At 65.6% G+C, this 16360-nt stretch carries 15 protein-coding genes; 5 read left to right on the forward strand and 10 right to left on the reverse strand.

All coding sequences use genetic code 11. The annotated features are described in order from the left end of the window. Nucleotides 1–4 precede the first annotated feature (4 nt). On the reverse strand, nt 5–559 hold the full coding sequence (locus CBY09_RS16220) for an acyl-homoserine-lactone synthase (protein WP_094290619.1): 555 nt from the start codon (nt 557–559) through the stop codon (nt 5–7). A 219-nt stretch (nt 560–778) separates the two neighbouring features. Here CBY09_RS16220 and CBY09_RS16225 point away from each other — a divergent pair, with 219 nt between their 5' ends. Together CBY09_RS16225 and CBY09_RS16230 are read left to right on the forward strand one after the other, a co-directional pair. Then, the gene (locus tag CBY09_RS16225) at nt 779–1492 is read left to right on the forward strand and encodes an autoinducer binding domain-containing protein (protein ID WP_165773927.1); all 714 of its coding nucleotides are present in this window, start codon (nt 779–781) and stop codon (nt 1490–1492) included. An 85-nt stretch (nt 1493–1577) separates the two neighbouring features. Further along, on the forward strand, nt 1578–1985 hold the full coding sequence (locus CBY09_RS16230) for a DUF4902 domain-containing protein (protein WP_165773928.1): 408 nt from the start codon (nt 1578–1580) through the stop codon (nt 1983–1985). A 65-nt stretch (nt 1986–2050) separates the two neighbouring features. Here CBY09_RS16230 and CBY09_RS16235 read toward each other — a convergent pair whose 3' ends face one another. After that, entirely contained in the window at nt 2051–2680 is a 630-nt protein-coding gene (locus CBY09_RS16235; protein ID WP_240515759.1) for an RluA family pseudouridine synthase, read from the reverse strand. Nucleotides 2681–2777: 97 nt separating this feature from the next. Continuing rightward, nucleotides 2778–4973, reverse strand: a complete 2196-nt coding sequence (locus CBY09_RS16240; RefSeq protein WP_094290623.1) for a PAS domain-containing hybrid sensor histidine kinase/response regulator — start codon at nt 4971–4973, stop codon at nt 2778–2780. Between the two features lie 293 nt (nt 4974–5266). Between CBY09_RS16240 and CBY09_RS16245 the strand changes: the two genes are divergently transcribed. After that, on the forward strand, nt 5267–5926 hold the full coding sequence (locus tag CBY09_RS16245) for an NAD(P)H-dependent oxidoreductase (protein ID WP_094290624.1): 660 nt from the start codon (nt 5267–5269) through the stop codon (nt 5924–5926). A gap of 60 nt (nt 5927–5986) precedes the next feature. On the opposite strand, the gene CBY09_RS16250 is transcribed toward CBY09_RS16245, so the two are convergent. From CBY09_RS16250 to CBY09_RS16265, 4 genes are read right to left on the reverse strand one after another with little or no spacing between them, the layout of a single operon-like run. Continuing rightward, a complete protein-coding gene (locus CBY09_RS16250; RefSeq protein WP_094290625.1) occupies nt 5987–7339 on the reverse strand; it encodes an MFS transporter in 1353 nt (450 codons plus the stop codon). After that, the gene (locus CBY09_RS16255) at nt 7329–8609 is read right to left on the reverse strand and encodes an acyltransferase family protein (RefSeq protein ID WP_094290626.1); all 1281 of its coding nucleotides are present in this window, start codon (nt 8607–8609) and stop codon (nt 7329–7331) included. Before CBY09_RS16255 ends, CBY09_RS16250 begins: the two co-directional genes overlap by 11 nt. Nucleotides 8610–8654: 45 nt before the next feature. Continuing rightward, nucleotides 8655–9704 carry a MerR family transcriptional regulator gene (locus CBY09_RS16260; RefSeq protein WP_094290627.1) on the reverse strand — a complete coding sequence of 350 codons (1050 nt, stop codon included), beginning with the start codon at nt 9702–9704 and terminating at the stop codon, nt 8655–8657. A 4-nt stretch (nt 9705–9708) separates the two neighbouring features. Then, nucleotides 9709–10122, reverse strand: a complete 414-nt coding sequence (locus CBY09_RS16265) for an FKBP-type peptidyl-prolyl cis-trans isomerase (protein WP_094290628.1) — start codon at nt 10120–10122, stop codon at nt 9709–9711. A 184-nt stretch (nt 10123–10306) separates the two neighbouring features. Between CBY09_RS16265 and soxC the strand changes: the two genes are divergently transcribed. After that, nucleotides 10307–11560 carry a sulfite dehydrogenase gene (gene soxC, locus CBY09_RS16270; protein WP_094290629.1) on the forward strand — a complete coding sequence of 418 codons (1254 nt, stop codon included), beginning with the start codon at nt 10307–10309 and terminating at the stop codon, nt 11558–11560. 58 nt (nt 11561–11618) lie between these two features. Continuing rightward, a complete protein-coding gene (locus CBY09_RS16275; protein ID WP_094290630.1) occupies nt 11619–12209 on the forward strand; it encodes a c-type cytochrome in 591 nt (196 codons plus the stop codon). Nucleotides 12210–12218: 9 nt separating this feature from the next. Here CBY09_RS16275 and CBY09_RS16280 read toward each other — a convergent pair whose 3' ends face one another. The 3 genes from CBY09_RS16280 to gcvH form a co-directional block, all read right to left on the reverse strand. Beyond that, the gene (locus CBY09_RS16280; protein WP_165773929.1) at nt 12219–12830 is read right to left on the reverse strand and encodes a Crp/Fnr family transcriptional regulator; all 612 of its coding nucleotides are present in this window, start codon (nt 12828–12830) and stop codon (nt 12219–12221) included. 16 nt (nt 12831–12846) lie between these two features. Continuing rightward, entirely contained in the window at nt 12847–15789 is a 2943-nt protein-coding gene (gcvP, locus tag CBY09_RS16285) for an aminomethyl-transferring glycine dehydrogenase (RefSeq protein WP_094290632.1), read from the reverse strand. A gap of 144 nt (nt 15790–15933) precedes the next feature. Continuing rightward, nucleotides 15934–16308, reverse strand: coding sequence for a glycine cleavage system protein GcvH (gene gcvH / locus CBY09_RS16290; RefSeq protein WP_094290633.1), 375 nt, complete (start codon nt 16306–16308; stop codon nt 15934–15936). Between the last annotated feature and the right edge of the window lie 52 nt (nt 16309–16360).

The following is a 16360-nucleotide window of genomic DNA, read 5'->3' on the forward strand; positions in this document are numbered from 1 at the left end:
GCAGTCACTTGCACCGGATGGAGCAAGCAAAAAGCGGATGGCCCTGGACCAGGGTGGGCGGGCCCAGGCGATGGGATTCAAAACCTGTACGGCGCAGCAGACGCTCCACACCCAGTGGAGATACCGTGACCATGCGTTGGGCCCCGTGTGCCATTGCGCAGCGGCTGGCCGCTTGCAGCAGGCCGGTGGTGATGGGCGAGGAGAACTGGTCGAGCGCGGAGCCCGTGGGCCCTGAAAAATCCATCGCTGCAAAGCGGGACAGCTCCCACACCTCTGGTGCTTCGGGGGGCGGGGCGCCATTGAGCAATTGCGGAAACACTTCGGCCAGCAGGTAGGGGCGGGTTGTGGGCAGCAGCCGGGCGGTGCCAATCACTTCGCCGTCTTCGTTCTGGGCGATGACATAGACGGTGTCACCCCGGTCGAACTGGTCCAGCTCCAGGGCATCGCGGCAGTGCAGCTGCCAGCCCAGTTTTTCCACAAAAACACGATGCCGGTACCGGGCCATGCGCGTCATCAGTGGCGGATGCAATTCAGCAGAGCAGCCAGAGGTGATACGCATCGGAGATTCCTTCATGAGTTTTACCCATTAGAAAATCACACGGAAATATTTGTAACTACCAACTCTGGTAGGTGTTGCTGGGCGCCTTTCTTGTCAGAATCAGCTCGCCAAAGGGCTTCAATGCCGCCAGAATGTGGAAAAACGTAACCGTAGTTTGATGGTGCGCAGTGCGCACGCAGATGGTCAGTCTCTGTGGGGTGGCGCTCGGGTTGGAGTCCTATGACAAGCTGGCAAGAAGATCTTTTGGGGGTGATGGATCGCGCGCAGTCTGAGCAGGAGGTTTTTTGCAAAATCGAGCTTGCTGCGCAAGCCCTGGGGTTTGAGTACTGCGCTTATGGCCTGCGGGTACCCATGCCCTTGTCCAACCCGAAGACCATTTTTTTGAACAACTACCCGCAGGCTTGGCAGGAGCGGTATGTGCGGCAGGGCTATGTGCAGGTGGATCCCACCGTGCAGCATGGGTGCCGCAAGCAGACTCCACTGGTCTGGTCGGACGACGTGTTTGCATCGGCCCAGGATTTCTGGGAAGACGCGCGTTCGTTCGGCCTGCGCTTTGGATGGGCGCAATCGTGCATTGACGGGGGTGGGGTGCGCGGCATGCTGACACTGGCGCGTTCGTCCGAGGCCCTGACATCCGACGAGATTGCCCGCAGCGAGATGAAGATGCGCTGGCTGGCGCACATTGCGCACCTGATCCTGTCGCGCATCTTTACGACACGCCAGGCCGAAGAGATGCAGCCGCATCTGACGGCCAGAGAAATCGAGGTGCTCAAATGGACCGCCGACGGCAAGACCTCTGCCGACATCTCCTCGCTGCTGGATGTGTCGGAAAACACCGTGAACTTCCACGTCAAGAATGCCGTGACCAAACTGCAAACTACCAACAAGACGGCCGCCACCGTGCGTGCCGCCATGCTGGGGTTGCTGGGCTGATGCTGCTGCCTTCAGGCGCTGCAGGCCCTTGCGGCAGTGTCAGCCAGGGGTGGGTGCCCATCGGGGCGATCGGCGGAGAACGAGCGTGAACCCCGTGCAGGTATCGCCAGATGGCCTGTTGCGACTGTCGATTGACGAACTGCTGTCGCTGCCTATCCGCCACCTGATGTCGGCGGTGGACCTGGACTTGGTGGAGCCGCGTGCTGCGGTGTGCGGATGCGAGACTACCATCAGTGGCTACACGGAATGGGTGAGCGCGTCCTGCCCTGTGGTGTCCATCGGCTGGGACTGGCATATCCGTCTCTGGACAGCACAGCGGCCTTTTGCTCTTGCACGGCTGGGCCAGCCCCGCAGCAACGTGATGCTGGTGTACTCCACGGGCAATGACACCGGGTGGCACAAGAACCTTGAGCTGCTGTCAACGGTGGTGGATGCGTTGCCCTGGCAGGAGCAGTTGAGCCAGTCGGTCGCGGCGCTGCTGCCCGTTCACTGAGTTGGCTTGCTATTAAAGAAATAGCTAAATATGAGCCCCATCAGGCGGTGGGCGGCAAAAAAGCTTCAAAAGTCAGCTACCAGCTCCCACCGCATGGGCTGCCCGGTAGCGGGGTGCGCCAATGCCAGTTCTGCGGCATGCAGCAACAGGCGTGAGGACTGGGCCTGTGTGGCGGCATCCGCATACAACGTGTCTCCCAGGATCGGGTGGCCCATGGCGGCCATGTGCACGCGCAGCTGGTGCGTGCGACCCGTCAGGGGCTCGAGCTCGACACGGGTGGTTCTGGCAGTCAAATCATGTGACAGCGTGCGCCAGCGGGTATGGCTGGGCTTGCCGTGCACTGCATCGATCACGCGCAAGGGGCGCCGCTCCCAATCAGCGGCGATGGGCAGGTGGATGTCTGCCCAGGTGCCGGCCGGGGCGTCCACCAAGCCTTGAACTATCGCGACGTAGCGTTTGTGAACCTGCCGCTGCTCAAATGCCAGGCTCAAGCGCCGTTGTGCATCGGCATGCCGAGCCATCAGCACCAGACCCGAAGTGGCCTGGTCCAGTCGATGCACGATGAGTGCGCCCGGCCAGTGCGACTGGGCGCGTGCGCTCAGGCAGTCCTGTTTGTCGATGCCGCGCCCCGGCACGCACAGCAGGCCAGAGGGCTTGTACAGCACCAGCACGTCGGCGTCCTCATGCAGCGCCACCGGAGGAGCGCATAGGTCTTGAGGGTTTGCAACGCGCTCGACGTGGTTGACCTCTGCCGATACCGTGGGCGCCAAGAATGCAGCCTGCGCAAAGGTCTCAGCTTGCGGCATGGTTGTCGCCCCTCACCAGGCGCTCAACGGTGGCGCAAAGCTCTTCAACGTCATTGGGCTTGTGGATCAGCGCCTGTGCGCCTTCGGCCAGCGCGGCCTGCTCGATCTCGGCCGTGACATAGCCAGAGGCCAGGGCCACGGGCAGGCCGGGGCGGATGAGGCGCGCCTCGCGCACCAGATCCACGCCGCAGAAGCCGGGCATGTTGTAGTCGGTCACCAGCAGGTCGTAGCGCTGGGGCGCCGTGCGCAGCGCGGCAGTGGCCTCGTGGGGATCGGTGAAGCCGCTCACCTCGTAGCCCCGGCGGCGCAGCAGGCGTTGCACCAGAAAGACCAGGGCCTGGTCGTCGTCCACGTACATCACATGGGGCTTCTGGCGCGGCGTGGAGGTCGCGGCTGCGGTGGCCAATGGTGCGGCGGGCGCAGCCGGTGCTGCCGGGGCAGGCGCCGGGGGGGCGGTTGTCTGGCCCGTTGCGACCGGAAAGTACAGCGTGAACCGGCTGCCCTGGCCGGGCGTGCTTTGCACGTCCACACCACCTTCGTGTGTGCGCATCACACCATGCACTACGGCCAGGCCCAGGCCCGTGCCCTGGCCCACGGGCTTGGTGGTGAAAAAGGGCTCGAAGATGCGCTCCAGTGTGGCCGCCTCCATGCCGGGGCCGCTGTCGCGCACCGTCAGGGCCACGTAGTCGATGGGCGCCAGGCCCAGGCGTTCGGTCAGGCGCTGGTCGGGCTGCACCGTGGCGGCCTCCACATGGATGCTGCCGCGCTCGCCGCCCTGGCCCTGGATGGCGTGGACGGCGTTGGTGCACAGGTTGAGCAAGGCCTGCTCGACCTGGGTGGCGTCGGCCAGCACGGGGGGCAACCCTGCCTGCAACTGCATGTGCAGCTCGATGGCGGGGGGCAGGGTCACGCGCAGCAGGCGTTCGGTGTCGTGCACCACCTCGGCCAGCGACACGGCCGAGCGCTGCGGGGGCTCGTTGCGGCTGAAGGTGAGGATCTGGCGCACCAGGTCGCGCGCGCGGCGGCCAGCCTTGTCGATCTCCAGCAGGCTCTCCAGCACGGGCGAGCCTGCGGCGCAATCGGCCTTGGCCAGTTCCACGTTGCCCAGGATCGCGCCCAGGATGTTGTTGAAGTCGTGCGCAATGCCCCCGGCCATGGTGCCCACGGCCTGCATCTTGTGCGACTCGCGCAGCTGGGCCTCCAGCTCGTTGCGGTGCGCTTCGGCCTTCTTGCGACCGGTGAGGTCGCGCGCGAACACGGTGGTGGTCTCGCCCCCGCCTACGCTTTCTGCATGGCGCTCGAACGACACGCTCACTTCCACGGCCAGTTCCTTGCCGCTGGCGGTGAGGGCCGTCATCTCGCCCAGAAGTGCCTGCGTGGTGAGCTGCGCAAACGCGAGGGCTTGCGCCGCATCGGGCAAGAAGCGGTCGAGCGTGCTGCCCAGTGCGTCGCTGGCACTGCACTGGAACAGCGCGGCCGCTGTGGGGTTGAACACGGTGATGCGCTGGTGCTGGTCCACGCAGATGATGGCGTCCAGCGCCGAATTGATGACGGCTTCGAGCCGCTTCTCGCTGGCGTGCAGTTGTTCGTTGCGCTGCTGCAGTGTGAGCGCGCTGTGCTGAAGCGCCTGGCGCTCGGCCAGCAGCGGGCCCTGGTCGATCACCGCGCACAAAAATTGGGACAACGGTGCGCCGCTGGCCTGGGGTGCCTCGATGTGCGCGATGTGCAGGTCGCCCGTGATGCGGCTGGTGTCGTTGATGAGGAACACCACCTCCTTGGCCTCGCTGTGCCCCAGGTCCTGCGCCTGGGCAAAGGCCTCGCGCACGCGGGCGGCGTCCTGTGGGCACACAAAAGGCATCAGCGCGGTCAGCGGCCGGTCGCGTTCGGTGGGCTGGAAGGAGCGGTGGGCCATCGAATTGGCCTGCACCACCATGTCGTGCTCGTCCACCACCATGAGGGCCAGGGGCACACTGGCAAACAGGGTCTCGAAGCGTTCGTAGGCGCTCTCGGCCACGGCCTGGCTGTAGCGCAGCACCTTGTTCTGGCTTTCCAGCTCAGCCTGGTAGGCGCGCAGCTCGGCCACCAGGCCTTCGGCCGGGGCGACGGAGGGCCGCGGGTGATTGTCGGCCGGGGTGGGCCGCCGACCTGAAGGGTCCAGGAAGGACAGATCGGGTTCAGTCATGGGGCGGGCGCGGCCAGGGAATGGGACGGGGAATTGGGCAGGAAGTGGGGCGGGGAGAGCGGGTGCACACCGCGCCATGCTGTGGGCCAGAACGCATGGCTGCGAGTGTACGCCCGCAGGCTGCAGGCCCCGGGTGCAGGTACGAATCCGATTGATTTGGGGCGCGATTGTTGACCGATTGCGAACAATCCTTTTCCGCAGCGGGGCTTACTCAAAGAAAACCGGGTCTTTACAGTTCAACCATCCGCTTTTTCTTAGTTCAAACCCGTTTGCCGATTTCAGGAATCCTTGCCATGAGCCCCGTTGACACCACCGCTGCCCAACCCCTGCTGAACAAACTGCAATGGCGCTATGCCGCCAAGAAGATGAACCCCTCCAAGGCCGTGCCGCAGGAGAAGGTCGAGCGCATCCTGGAGGCCGCCCGCCTGGCCCCCACTTCCAGCGGCCTGCAGCCTTTCGAGATCATTGTGGTGACCGACCCCGCCGTGCGCGCCAAGATCCAGCCCATCGCCTGGAACCAGGCCCAGATCACCGACGGCTCGCACCTGCTGGTGTTTGCTGCGTGGGACAACTACACGGCCGACCGCATCAACATGATGTTCGACCTGACCAACGAGCAGCGCGGCTTCAAGAACGAAGGCTGGGAAAACTACCGCCAGATGCTGCTGTCCAGCTACCCCCAGCGCGATGCCGAGGTGAACTTCCAGCACGCCGCACGCCAAGCCTACATCGGCATGAGCGCAGCGTTGATCGCTGCAGCGTTTGAAGAAGTGGATTCCACCCCCATGGAGGGTTTTGATCCCAATGCGCTGGACGAAATCCTGGATCTGCGCGCCCGTGGCCTGCGCAGTGTGGCGATTCTGCCCCTGGGCTACCGTGCCGACGAAGGCGACTGGCTGGTGAACCTGAAGAAGGTGCGCCGCCCCCGCGAGCAGTTCGTGACCGAAGTCTGAGTCGTTCGCTTTCAGTCAAAGGCCGGGCATTTGCCCGGCCTTTTTTGCGCGCGCAGGGTTTCAGCGCGTGGCGGGTGTCGTATCTGTGACGCTGCGCATGGGTGTCAGCACCCAGGCCAGCGCAGCCAGCACCACCAGCGTGCCGCCGCTGGCCGCAAACAGCTGTGGCAGCGTGATGCTTTTCATCACCCAGCCCATCACCGCCGCAGAGATGGGCGCCAGGCCCATGAAGATGAACATGAACAGGCTCATTGCCCGGCCCAGCAGCGCCGGGGGCACACGCTGCTGTATCCAGGTGAACACGCTCACCTGCATGAAACCGCCCAGCAGGCCAATCACCAGCATCAGCAGCGCGCCCTGCCACACGGCGGTGATCAGGCCCATGGGCACGAACAGTGCACCGATGACCGCGTCGAACGCCAGGATGGTCATGCCCAGGCTGCCGATGCGCAGCCGGGGCAGCATGCCCGAAACCACCATGCCCAGCAGCGTGCCCGCGCCATGGGCGCCCACGATGATGCCGAAGGCGGCGGCGCCCAGCGTGGGCGTGCTGCTGGCCAGCACGGGGATCGCGATGTGGATGGGCCCCATGATGAACAAGGCGATCGCGCTCCAGTAGAGAAAGCAGGTGCGCAGCTCGCCATCGCGCCAGAAATGCGCCAGGCCCTGGGCCACCGACGCCAGCACGGCCTGCGGCGCTGCCGCAGGGGCTGCGCTGCCTGCGTGGGTTTGCACCTTGGACAGTGTCCAGGCCGACACCGCAAAACTCAGCGCATCCAGCGCAAACGCGATGCCGATGCCCGTGGCATTGGCGCGCGCGCCGCCCTCGCTACCGGCAGAGGCGGTCGAGGCATCGCCAAACAGCGCGATCAACAGGCCCGCCAGCAGCGGCCCGAGGAACATCGTGAGCTGGCGCAAGCCCAGGTTCACGCCGTTCGCCGCCTGCAACTGGTGGCGCGCCACCACGTTTGGCATCATGGCCGTGCCGGCCGGGATGCTGAAGGCCGTGGCAAGGCCAATGCCCAGGGACAGCACGTACACCATCCACAGTGCCAGGCTGTCGGCCAGCACCAGCCCCGCCAGCACGGCCAGCAGCACGAGGTTGACGTACTTGGTGACCATCAGCACCTGTTTGGGCGAATGCCGGTCCACCAGCGCGCCTCCGATCAGGATGAACAGCGCACGCGGCACGCTGACCAGGGCCAGCACGGTGCCCAGCACCAGGGTGTCGCCCGTCATCTGCAGCACCAGCCAGGGCAGCGCGATCAGTGTGAACTGGTCGCCCAGCATGGACAGGAAGGCGCCGCTGGTGAGCCAGCGGAAGTTGCGGTCCTTGAACAGCGCAGCGCGCGGGTTGGCGGCCGGGCCTGAAGAGGCCGCAGGCGCGGAAGGGGGCGGGGTATCAGGTCGCATGGGCAGTCTTTCCAGAAGGTGGGCGGGTGTGGCGGCGGCCGTTGAGCAACTGGCTCACGGCGGTGAAGCGCACACCCAGGTGGTAGGTGGCCAGGCACAGGGCGGTGGTGGCCAGCACATTGATCAGCATCTTGGCCAGCACAGGAATCGGCAGGCCGTGCAGCAGTGCGCCCCACCCAATGGTCATGGGCAGGTGCACCAGGTACACCCAGTACGAGCTGTCGGCCAGATAGGCCAGCCAGGCGCGGGCCTGCGCCACATGCCGCAGAAAGAACCCGACCAGGGCCAGGCTCCACAGCCAGGAGGCTCCGTTGTAGGCCAGTGCCATCCAGAACTGCAGGTGCCGCGTGGCCGACACGGGGGTGGCCAGCAGGTCAGTGAAGGCTCCGGAGACCAGGACCAGCACGAAGGCCGATGCCTCGGGCTGCGCCAGCACCTCCAACAGCACGGCCGTGATCAGAAAGCACGCCAGCCCCAGGCTTGCCAGCATAGGCCAGTGCCTTTCGTAGCGCGCCATCAATGTCTTCTGCTGCGCATACAGGCACAGCCCAAACCCATAGAACAGTCCGTTGTGCAGCCATTCAGCCAGCGGCGGCAGGAAGGACCCGTTGGGCGTGACAATGCCATGGTCATAGTCGGCACCAATCCAGGCCAGCGGCAGCGTGAGCACAACGATGCCCAGCGGCGTGCCGCCCAGCCAGGCAACGATGCGCCCCAGGGCGTGCTGCAGGCCGGCAGGCAGTGCGCGCACGGCGGACCACAGCACGGGTGTCAGCATGGCCAGCCACAGCAGCATCCACAGAAACCACAGGTGCATGGTGTTCGGGCCCGTTGTCATGGTGGTGTTCTGGGGCATCAGGTTGCGGTCCAGCCCCCACGTGCCTTGGGCCATCCGGTGCAGGAACGCCAGGCCCAGCAGGGCGCTGAGCACAAACAAAGGAGGCCAGAACACCGCGAACGGCAAACCCAGGCGGCGCAGCCGGTGGCGCACCATGCCGGCCAACCCCCGGCGGTGCACCAGCAGCGACACAAAAAAACCGGCCAGGATGAAAAACACGGGCATGCGGAACGCATGGATCACGGCGACCAGCAGATCGGCCACCGGGGTGGCCTGGTCGTCGTGCCAGGGCAGGGGGGAGGGGCGGCTCATGTAGATCACCGCGACATGCAGCACGATGCCCAGCCACATCATAGCGGCGCGCAAATTGTCCAGCGCATGGAGCCGCAGGCCTGGTGCGGCGGTCCCGGGGGAGAGTGTCGATCCATTCATGGGGACCGACTGTGCAGCCTCACGTCGCGTGAGGGTCAAGCATTTTCAGAGTTCTTTTGGAGGAAGTTCAGGCCGATGGGGGACTGCTCCAGGGGCCGCGCAGGCCAGCGCGGCGTGCAGGAAGGCGCGCACCGGGGCGCTCAGGGGCGATCCGGCCTGCAGCAGCGGCTCGTTGGCCGAGGCCGTGAGCAGTTTCTGGCGCAGCCCAGGGCGCTGGCCGGTCAGTTGGTCGAACAGCGCGTTCCAGCGCAGTGCAGCGGCGATGGCATCCGGGTGGTGTGGGGGCAGCCCACGGGCCAGAAGCTGCTGCACATCGGCCTCCAGCGCGGCCCAGTGGGTATGGGGCACATGGCCGAGCGCGCGCAGATCGTCGCGGGTGATGTACTTCTCCAGCAGCGCCATGCGCAGCTTGATGGCGACCTCGACGTACTCGATCATCTCGCCCGGCGGCGCGTGGTGGCGGCCTTGTGTGGTGGGCTCGGTGCGGAACATGTGCCCCCAGCGCTCCAGCAGGTCCAGGTCGCCGCCCATCCAGTGCAGCATGAGTGCCATCCAGCGGTAAGCCAATGCCTGGACTTCAGGGGCATCGGGGGGCAGTTGCCGGTCCATGGCGTCGCGCACCAGGTCCCTGACCACCAGCCAGTCTGCCTCGATGAGGCTCCAGTTCGTGAAGATCTGCTTGAGTTCTGTGGCGCTGAAGTACTTGCCGTAGGTCGTCATCAGCGCGAGCGCCTCCAGCCAGTTGCCCATGTTGGGCTCGGCGCCCGCCATGAGGCCGTCGCGCAGCATGGTCAGGCGGGCGCGCAGTTCGCTGGCCTGCGCAATCTGCTGGTCCAGCGCGCGGATCTGCTGGCCGATGATGCGTTCGGGCGCCACACCGTCACCCGCCAGCAAGTTGCCAATGTCGCTGAGCGCCAGGCCCATCTGGCGCATGGTCTGGATGCCATGCAGCCGCTGCACGTCGGCCTGGCTGTAGAGCCGGTAACCAACCTCCGAGCGGCCCGAGGGCGTGAGCAGGCCGATCTCGTCGTAATGGTGCAGTGTGCGCACCGTGAGGCCGGTGCGCCGCGCGAGGTCACCGACCTTCAGCAGCATGGGCTCAACGGCCGATCGAAATCAGCTCGACTTCGAAGTTCAGCGTGGTGTTGGGCGGAATCAGGCCACCCGCACCCCGTGATCCGTAGGCAATGGCGGGTGGGCAGGTCAGCTTGGCCTTGCCGCCCGGCTTCATGCGCTGCACGCCTTCGGTCCAGCAGGGGATCACGCCATTGAGCGGAAACGAGGTGGGCTCGCCGCGCTTGTAGGAGCTGTCGAACTCCTTGCCATCCAGGAACATGCCTTTGTAGTGCACTTTGACGGTGTCAGTGGCCTTGGGCGAGTCGCCCGTGCCTTCCTTGAGGGATTCATAGACCAGGCCGCTGGCGGTGGTGATGGGACCCGAGGCCTGCGCGTGTACAGCAGTAAACGGAGCGGCTAGCAGGCCAACGACGAGGAGGGCAGGGGAGATGCGCATGGGATTCCTTTGAATTCAACGAAGGGGGTGGGCTGGCACCGGGCACATGGGGCCAGCGGCGCGCCAGTGTAAGGGTGTTCGGACGCAGGCGGCCGCGTTAACAAGCGTTAATGCGCACGGCGCCGCACGCCACCACACTGGCGTCGCGGCCGATGGGTGCCGCTTCCATTCCGGAGGTAGACGGATGCAATCACATGGTGGCCCGGGCGGACTGTGGGCTCGCAGGGCTTTTTTGGGCGCTTTGGCAGTTGGCGGTGGCGTGGTGCAAGCGCAGCCAGCGCCATCCGCGCAAGAACCCCTGGCTGCGCGGTTGCCGCAGAGCATGGCGCGGCCTGGCGGCGCCGATGTGCCTTATGGGCAGCCGTCGGCCTACGAGGCGGCCGTACAGCGCTCGGTGTCGCACGTCTCGGGTTTTGCGGGGTGGCGCACGCCGCTGCAGCACCAGCGCGGCATCATCACCCCGAGTGGGCTGCATTTTGCCGTCCATCACAACGGGGTGCCCGACATCGACCCTGCTCGGCACGAACTGCGGCTGCACGGTCTGGTAGACAAGCCCTTGCGCGTTGACCTGGCCCGGCTGTTGCGCTACCCGATGGTCAGCCGCGTGCATTTTCTGGAGTGCGCGGGCAACTCGGCAGCCAATGCGCTGTCGCCCACGGCGTTGGACCAGACCCTGGGTGAACTCGCAGGCGAGGTGTCGTGCTCGGAGTGGACGGGTGTCCCGCTGTCCTACCTGCTCAACGAAGCAGGGCTGAAGGACCGCGCCCGCTGGGTGGTGGCTGAGGGGGCCGATGGTGGATCGCACAGCCGAAGCCTTCCGCTGAAAGCCTTGCTGGAGCATGGCATGGTGGCGCTGTACCAGAACGGCGAGCGGCTGCGGCCCTCGCAGGGCTACCCCATGCGTTTGTTCATGCCCGGGTGGGAAGGCAACGTCAACATCAAATGGCTGCACCGGCTGGAGGTGAGCGACGCGCCTGCCTACACCAAGGACGAATCGGGCCTGTACACCCAGGTGCTGGCTGATGGTCGCATTGAACGCTTTGCTTTCCACATGGACGTGAAATCCGTCATCACCCACCCCTCGGGCCAGCAGACGATGCCCGAAACCCAGGGCTTCTATGAAATCGCAGGGCTGGCCTGGTCCGGCTACGGCCGCATTGCCCGGGTGGATGTGTCGGTGGATGGTGGCCGCACCTGGGCGGCTGCGCATTTGCATGGACCGGTGCTGGACCGCGCGTTCACGCGTTTCACGCTGCCCTGGAAGTGGAATGGACGTCGCGCCGACCTGCTGAGCCGGGCCACCGATGAGCACGGCCGCACGCAGCCACTGCGCGGCGAATGGAAGCGGCGCTACGCCTTGCATTCCTTCAACCACTACAACGCGGTGCAGGCCTGGCGCGTGCAGGCCGATGGGCGCGTGGAGAACCTCTATGCGTGAGCGCTGGTACCCCTCCTACCCGTTCGCGTGGATCGCAGTCTTGCGGCGAGGCGGATGGATGTTCGCAGCGGCCGGACTGCTGCTGTACGCCGGGTTCGACAGCCAGGCGCAGACGCAGCCCGCGCCCGGCATGGCACCTGCAGCGCCGCCGGCCATCATTGGCCTGGCGCAGCCAATGTCTTCCGAAGAGGTCGATCGCTACGCCATCACCATCTTTCCCGATGGCCGCAATTTGCCACCCGGCCAAGGTAGCGTGGCGCGGGGCGCGCAACTTTACGTGCAGCACTGTGCGGCCTGCCACGGCGCGCAGGGCGTGGAAGGTCCGGCTTCCCGCCTTGTGGGATCGGATGGCTTCATCGCCTGGAATGACCTGTTGCGGCCTTTGCGTGTGCGCCAGTACCCCTTGCAGGTGCTGTCGGTGGGAGCAATGTGGCCGTATGCCACCACGGTGTTCGACTACGTGCGTCGGGGCATGCCCATGCATGCGCCCAAGAGCCTGACCGATGACGAGGTATATGCCGTGACCGCGCATCTGCTGCACTGGAACGGTCTGGTGGCCGCCAACGCGGTGATGGACAAGGAAAGCCTGCCCCAGGTGGTGATGCCGGGGCGGGACCGCACGGTCAGTGCATGGCCGCTGGGGCGGTGAGTGTCGGTTTCAGCCGCCGCGCCCCGCATCCACCATGCCCAGCCGGGCTCGGATGCGGGAGAGCGACACCGGCGAGATGCCCAGGTAGCTGGCCACATGGTGCTGGGGCAACTGGTTGGCCAGTTCCGCGTGCGAGGCCAGGAACGCCTGGTAGCGTGCCTCTGGCGGATGGCTGAGCAGTTCAGCCTCGCGCCGGGCGTGGGACTGGAAGACGTAGCCCAAGGCTTCTTGCAGCGGGGGGCCAATCTGCGGAAAGACTCCCATCCAGTCTTGCAAGGTGGAATAGTCCAGCTCCACCGCGTCTACGGGCCCCAGTGCCTCAATGGCGTAAGGGCTGGGCAGTGCAAGCGGCGGCAGGCTGCCCGCCACCCATTTGCCCGCGCCGTGGAACGAGCGGTTGCGCTCTGTACCTTGTTCGTTCAGGTAGAACAGCCGCACCACGCCGCTGCGCACATGCCAGCAGCGTGTGCTGGTTTCACCGGCACGCTGCAGCAGCGCGCCAGCGCCGAACTGGCGGCGGGGCAGCGCTTGCCACAGTGCCGCCAGAGCGGGCTCCGTCTGGACGAGCGCCTCCAACGCGGGCGGTTCGCAAACGTTGCAGGCGCTGGGTGAGGCGGTCACGGCGCGCTCCGCCCCGTCAGGCGTAATCCGACACCGGAATGCAGCTGCAGCTCAGGTTGCGGTCGCCCCACACATTGTCCACACGGCCCACGGGCGACCAGTACTTGGCCTGGCGCAGGGCAGCCACGGGGTAGGCGGCGGTTTCGCGGGTGTAGGGGCGGCTCCATTCGCCGCTCAGCAGGTTCTCGGCCGTGTGCGGTGCGTTCTTGAGCGGGTTGTTGTCCTGGGGCAGGGCTCCGCTCTCGATTTGGCGGATCTCTTCGCGGATGGCGATCATCGCGTCGATGAAGCGGTCAATCTCGAACAGTGTTTCGCTCTCGGTGGGCTCCACCATCAGCGTGTTGGGCACAGGGAAGCTCAGCGTGGGCGCGTGGAAGCCGTAGTCGATGAGGCGCTTGGCGACATCCTCGGCCATCACACCGCTGGTGTCCTTCAGGCCGCGCAGGTCCAGGATGCACTCGTGCGCCACATGGCCGTTGGCGCTGGCGTACAGCGTGGGGTAGTGGTCCTTGAGGCGCGCGCTGATGTAGTTGGCACTCAGGATGGCCGTCTCGGTGGCGGCCTGCAGGCCATCTGCGCCCATCATGCGGATGTACATCCAGCTGATAGGCAGCACGGCGGCGTTGCCCAGGGGGGCTGCGCTCACGGGGCCGACTTTGCCTTTGGCCGGGCTCTTGGGCTGATCGCCCTGGCCGGGCAGGCCCGGCAGGAAGGGAATGAGGTCTTCCACCACGCACACGGGGCCGACGCCGGGGCCGCCGCCGCCATGGGGAATGCAGAAGGTCTTGTGCAGGTTAAGGTGGCTCACGTCGCCGCCAAACTCGCCGGGCGCGGCCACGCCCACCAGGGCGTTCATGTTGGCGCCGTCCACGTACACGCGGCCGCCGTGGCTGTGCACCAGGGCGCACAGTTCCTTCACCTGAGTTTCGAACACGCCGTGCGTGCTGGGGTAGGTGATCATCACGCAGGCGATGTTGCCGCTGTGCTGCTCGCACTTGGCCTTCAGATCCACCAGATCCACGTTGCCACTGGCATCGCAGGCCGTCACCACCACCTGCATGCCCACCATCTGCGCGCTGGCCGGGTTGGTTCCATGGGCGCTGCTGGGGATCAGGCAGATATTGCGGTGGCCCTCGCCGCGCGACTCGTGGTAGGCCTTGATGGCCAGCAGGCCGGCGTATTCGCCCTGGCTGCCCGCGTTGGGCTGCAGGCTGATGCCGGCATAGCCCGTGGCCTCGCACAGCCAGGCGCGCAGCTGTTCGTCCAGCGCCTTGTAGCCCTGCTGCTGGTCAGCCGGGGCAAACGGGTGCATGTTGGCAAACTCGGGCCAGGTGATCGGGATCATCTCGCTGGTGGCGTTGAGCTTCATGGTGCAACTGCCCAGCGGGATCATGCTGCGGTCGAGCGCCAGGTCCTTGTCCGACAGCTGGCGGATGTAGCGCAGCATGCCGGTCTCGGAGTGGTGGGTGTTGAACACCGGGTGCGTGAGGTAGTGGCTGGTGCGGCGCAGCGCGGCGGGAATCAGCGGCTCGATGCCGTTCTCGAAAGCGTCGAAGGTGGGCAAAGCCTGGCCGTCCTTCGCAAAGACCTTCCACAGCAGCTCGATGTCGGCGCGCGTGGTGGTCTCGTCGAGGGAAAAGCTGACGTACTCGCTCCAGGTCACGCGGATGTTGGCGCCATGCTCGACGGCTCGCCGGGCGAGCACTTGGGCCTGATCAGCGCCCACGTGGAAGCTCAGTGTGTCGAAGGCATGTTCATGGGCGGGTGTATGGCCCAGTTGGCGCAGTCCCGCTGCCAACACGGCCGTGAAGGTGGCAACGCGCAGTGCAATGCGCTGGAGACCTTCCGGGCCGTGGTACACGGCATACATGCTGGCGACCACGGCTGGCAGCACCTGGGCTGTGCAGATGTTGCTGGTGGCTTTCTCGCGGCGGATGTGCTGTTCGCGCGTTTGCAGCGCCAGCCGGTAGGCGGGTTTGCCGTGTATGTCCACGCTGACGCCGACGAGACGGCCAGGCAGCGAGCGTTTGAATGCATCGCGGCAGGCCATATAGGCCGCATGTGGCCCACCCGCTCCCATGGGCATCCCGAAGCGCTGGGTGGTGCCCACCACAATGTCTGCGCCCCCAGTGTTGGCAGGGCCTCCATCCCATTCGCCGGGAGGTGTGAGAAGGCACAGGGCCAGCAGGTCGGCAGCCACGATGTAGGCAGCCCCATTGGCATGCACCCTGGTGGTATCACCGTTGTCCACACCGAGGCGGCCGCTGGTGGAGGGGTACTGGTCAAGTACGGCGAAGTAGTCATCTCCCGCCAGCAAGCTATCCCACTGTTCCGCGCTGTCGGCCAGCACCACCTCAATGCCCAGTGGCTTGGCACGCGTGCGGATCACCTCGATCGTCTGTGAGTGGGCATCCCCTGCCACGATGAAACGGTTGCCCTTGGCCTTGACCGAGCGTTTGGCCAGTGTCATTGCCTCTGCTGCGGCCGTGGCTTCGTCCAGCATGGACGCATTGGCAATGTCCATGCCCGTCAGGTCGCACACCATGGTCTGGAAGTTGACCAGCGCCTCCATGCGACCCTGCGAGATTTCGGCCTGGTAGGGCGTGTAGGCGGTGTACCAGGCGGGGTTCTCCAGGATGTTGCGCAGGATGACGCCCGGCGTGTGTGTGCCGTAGTAGCCCTGGCCAATGAAGCTCTTGAGCACCTTGTTCTTGCCCGCGATGGCCTTCAGTTCGGCCAGCGCTGCGGCCTCGGTGGTGGCTGCTGGCAGGTCCATGGCGCGGCTGCGTGCGATGGAGCGCGGCACGATGGAGTCAATGAGCGCGCGGCGCGAGGCCTCGCCGATCACGGACAACATGTGGGCTTCATCCGCTGCGTCGATGCCGATGTGGCGGGGCAGGAATTCGGCGGCGTTTTCCAGCGCGGACAACGGCAAGGAGGTGGGCAGGGCGGCAGTCATGGCGGGCGTTCAGGGTGCTATGAAAAAAGAAGCGGCTGGCGCTTGTCAGTCGGACGTTTCAGAGGATTTTTCTTTGAAAGCCAATGGAATCAAGCGCTGGCAGCTATGGTTTTTGAAACCGGAGACGAATGGGCCAAGTGCCCGTCAGGCGTTGGCCGCAAAGGCCGTGTAGGCCGTCTCGTCCATCAGGGCATCGAGCTGGGCCGCATCGGCCAGCTTGACCTTGAAGAACCAGCCCGCGCCCAGCGGGTCGCTGTTGGCCAGCGACGGATCGGCGCGCAGGGCTTCGTTCACTTCCACGATCTCGCCGGTGACAGGCATGTACACGTCGGCAGCAGCCTTCACGGACTCGACCACGCCTGCCACGTCACCCTGGCTGAAGGTGGCGCCCACCTCAGGCAGGTCCACAAACACCACATCGCCCAGCGCATCTTGTGCGTGCACGGTGATGCCCACCACAGCAGCGGCCGTGTCGGCGGTGTTGATCCATTCGTGTTCTTTGGAAAATTTGACGGTCATGGGGAAGCTCCTCAAGCAACGGGATAAATAAAGGAATCAGCAATGTAGCGGG

The sequence above is a fragment of the Acidovorax kalamii genome, assembly GCF_002245625.1.
Lineage (GTDB): Bacteria > Pseudomonadota > Gammaproteobacteria > Burkholderiales > Burkholderiaceae_C > Acidovorax > Acidovorax kalamii.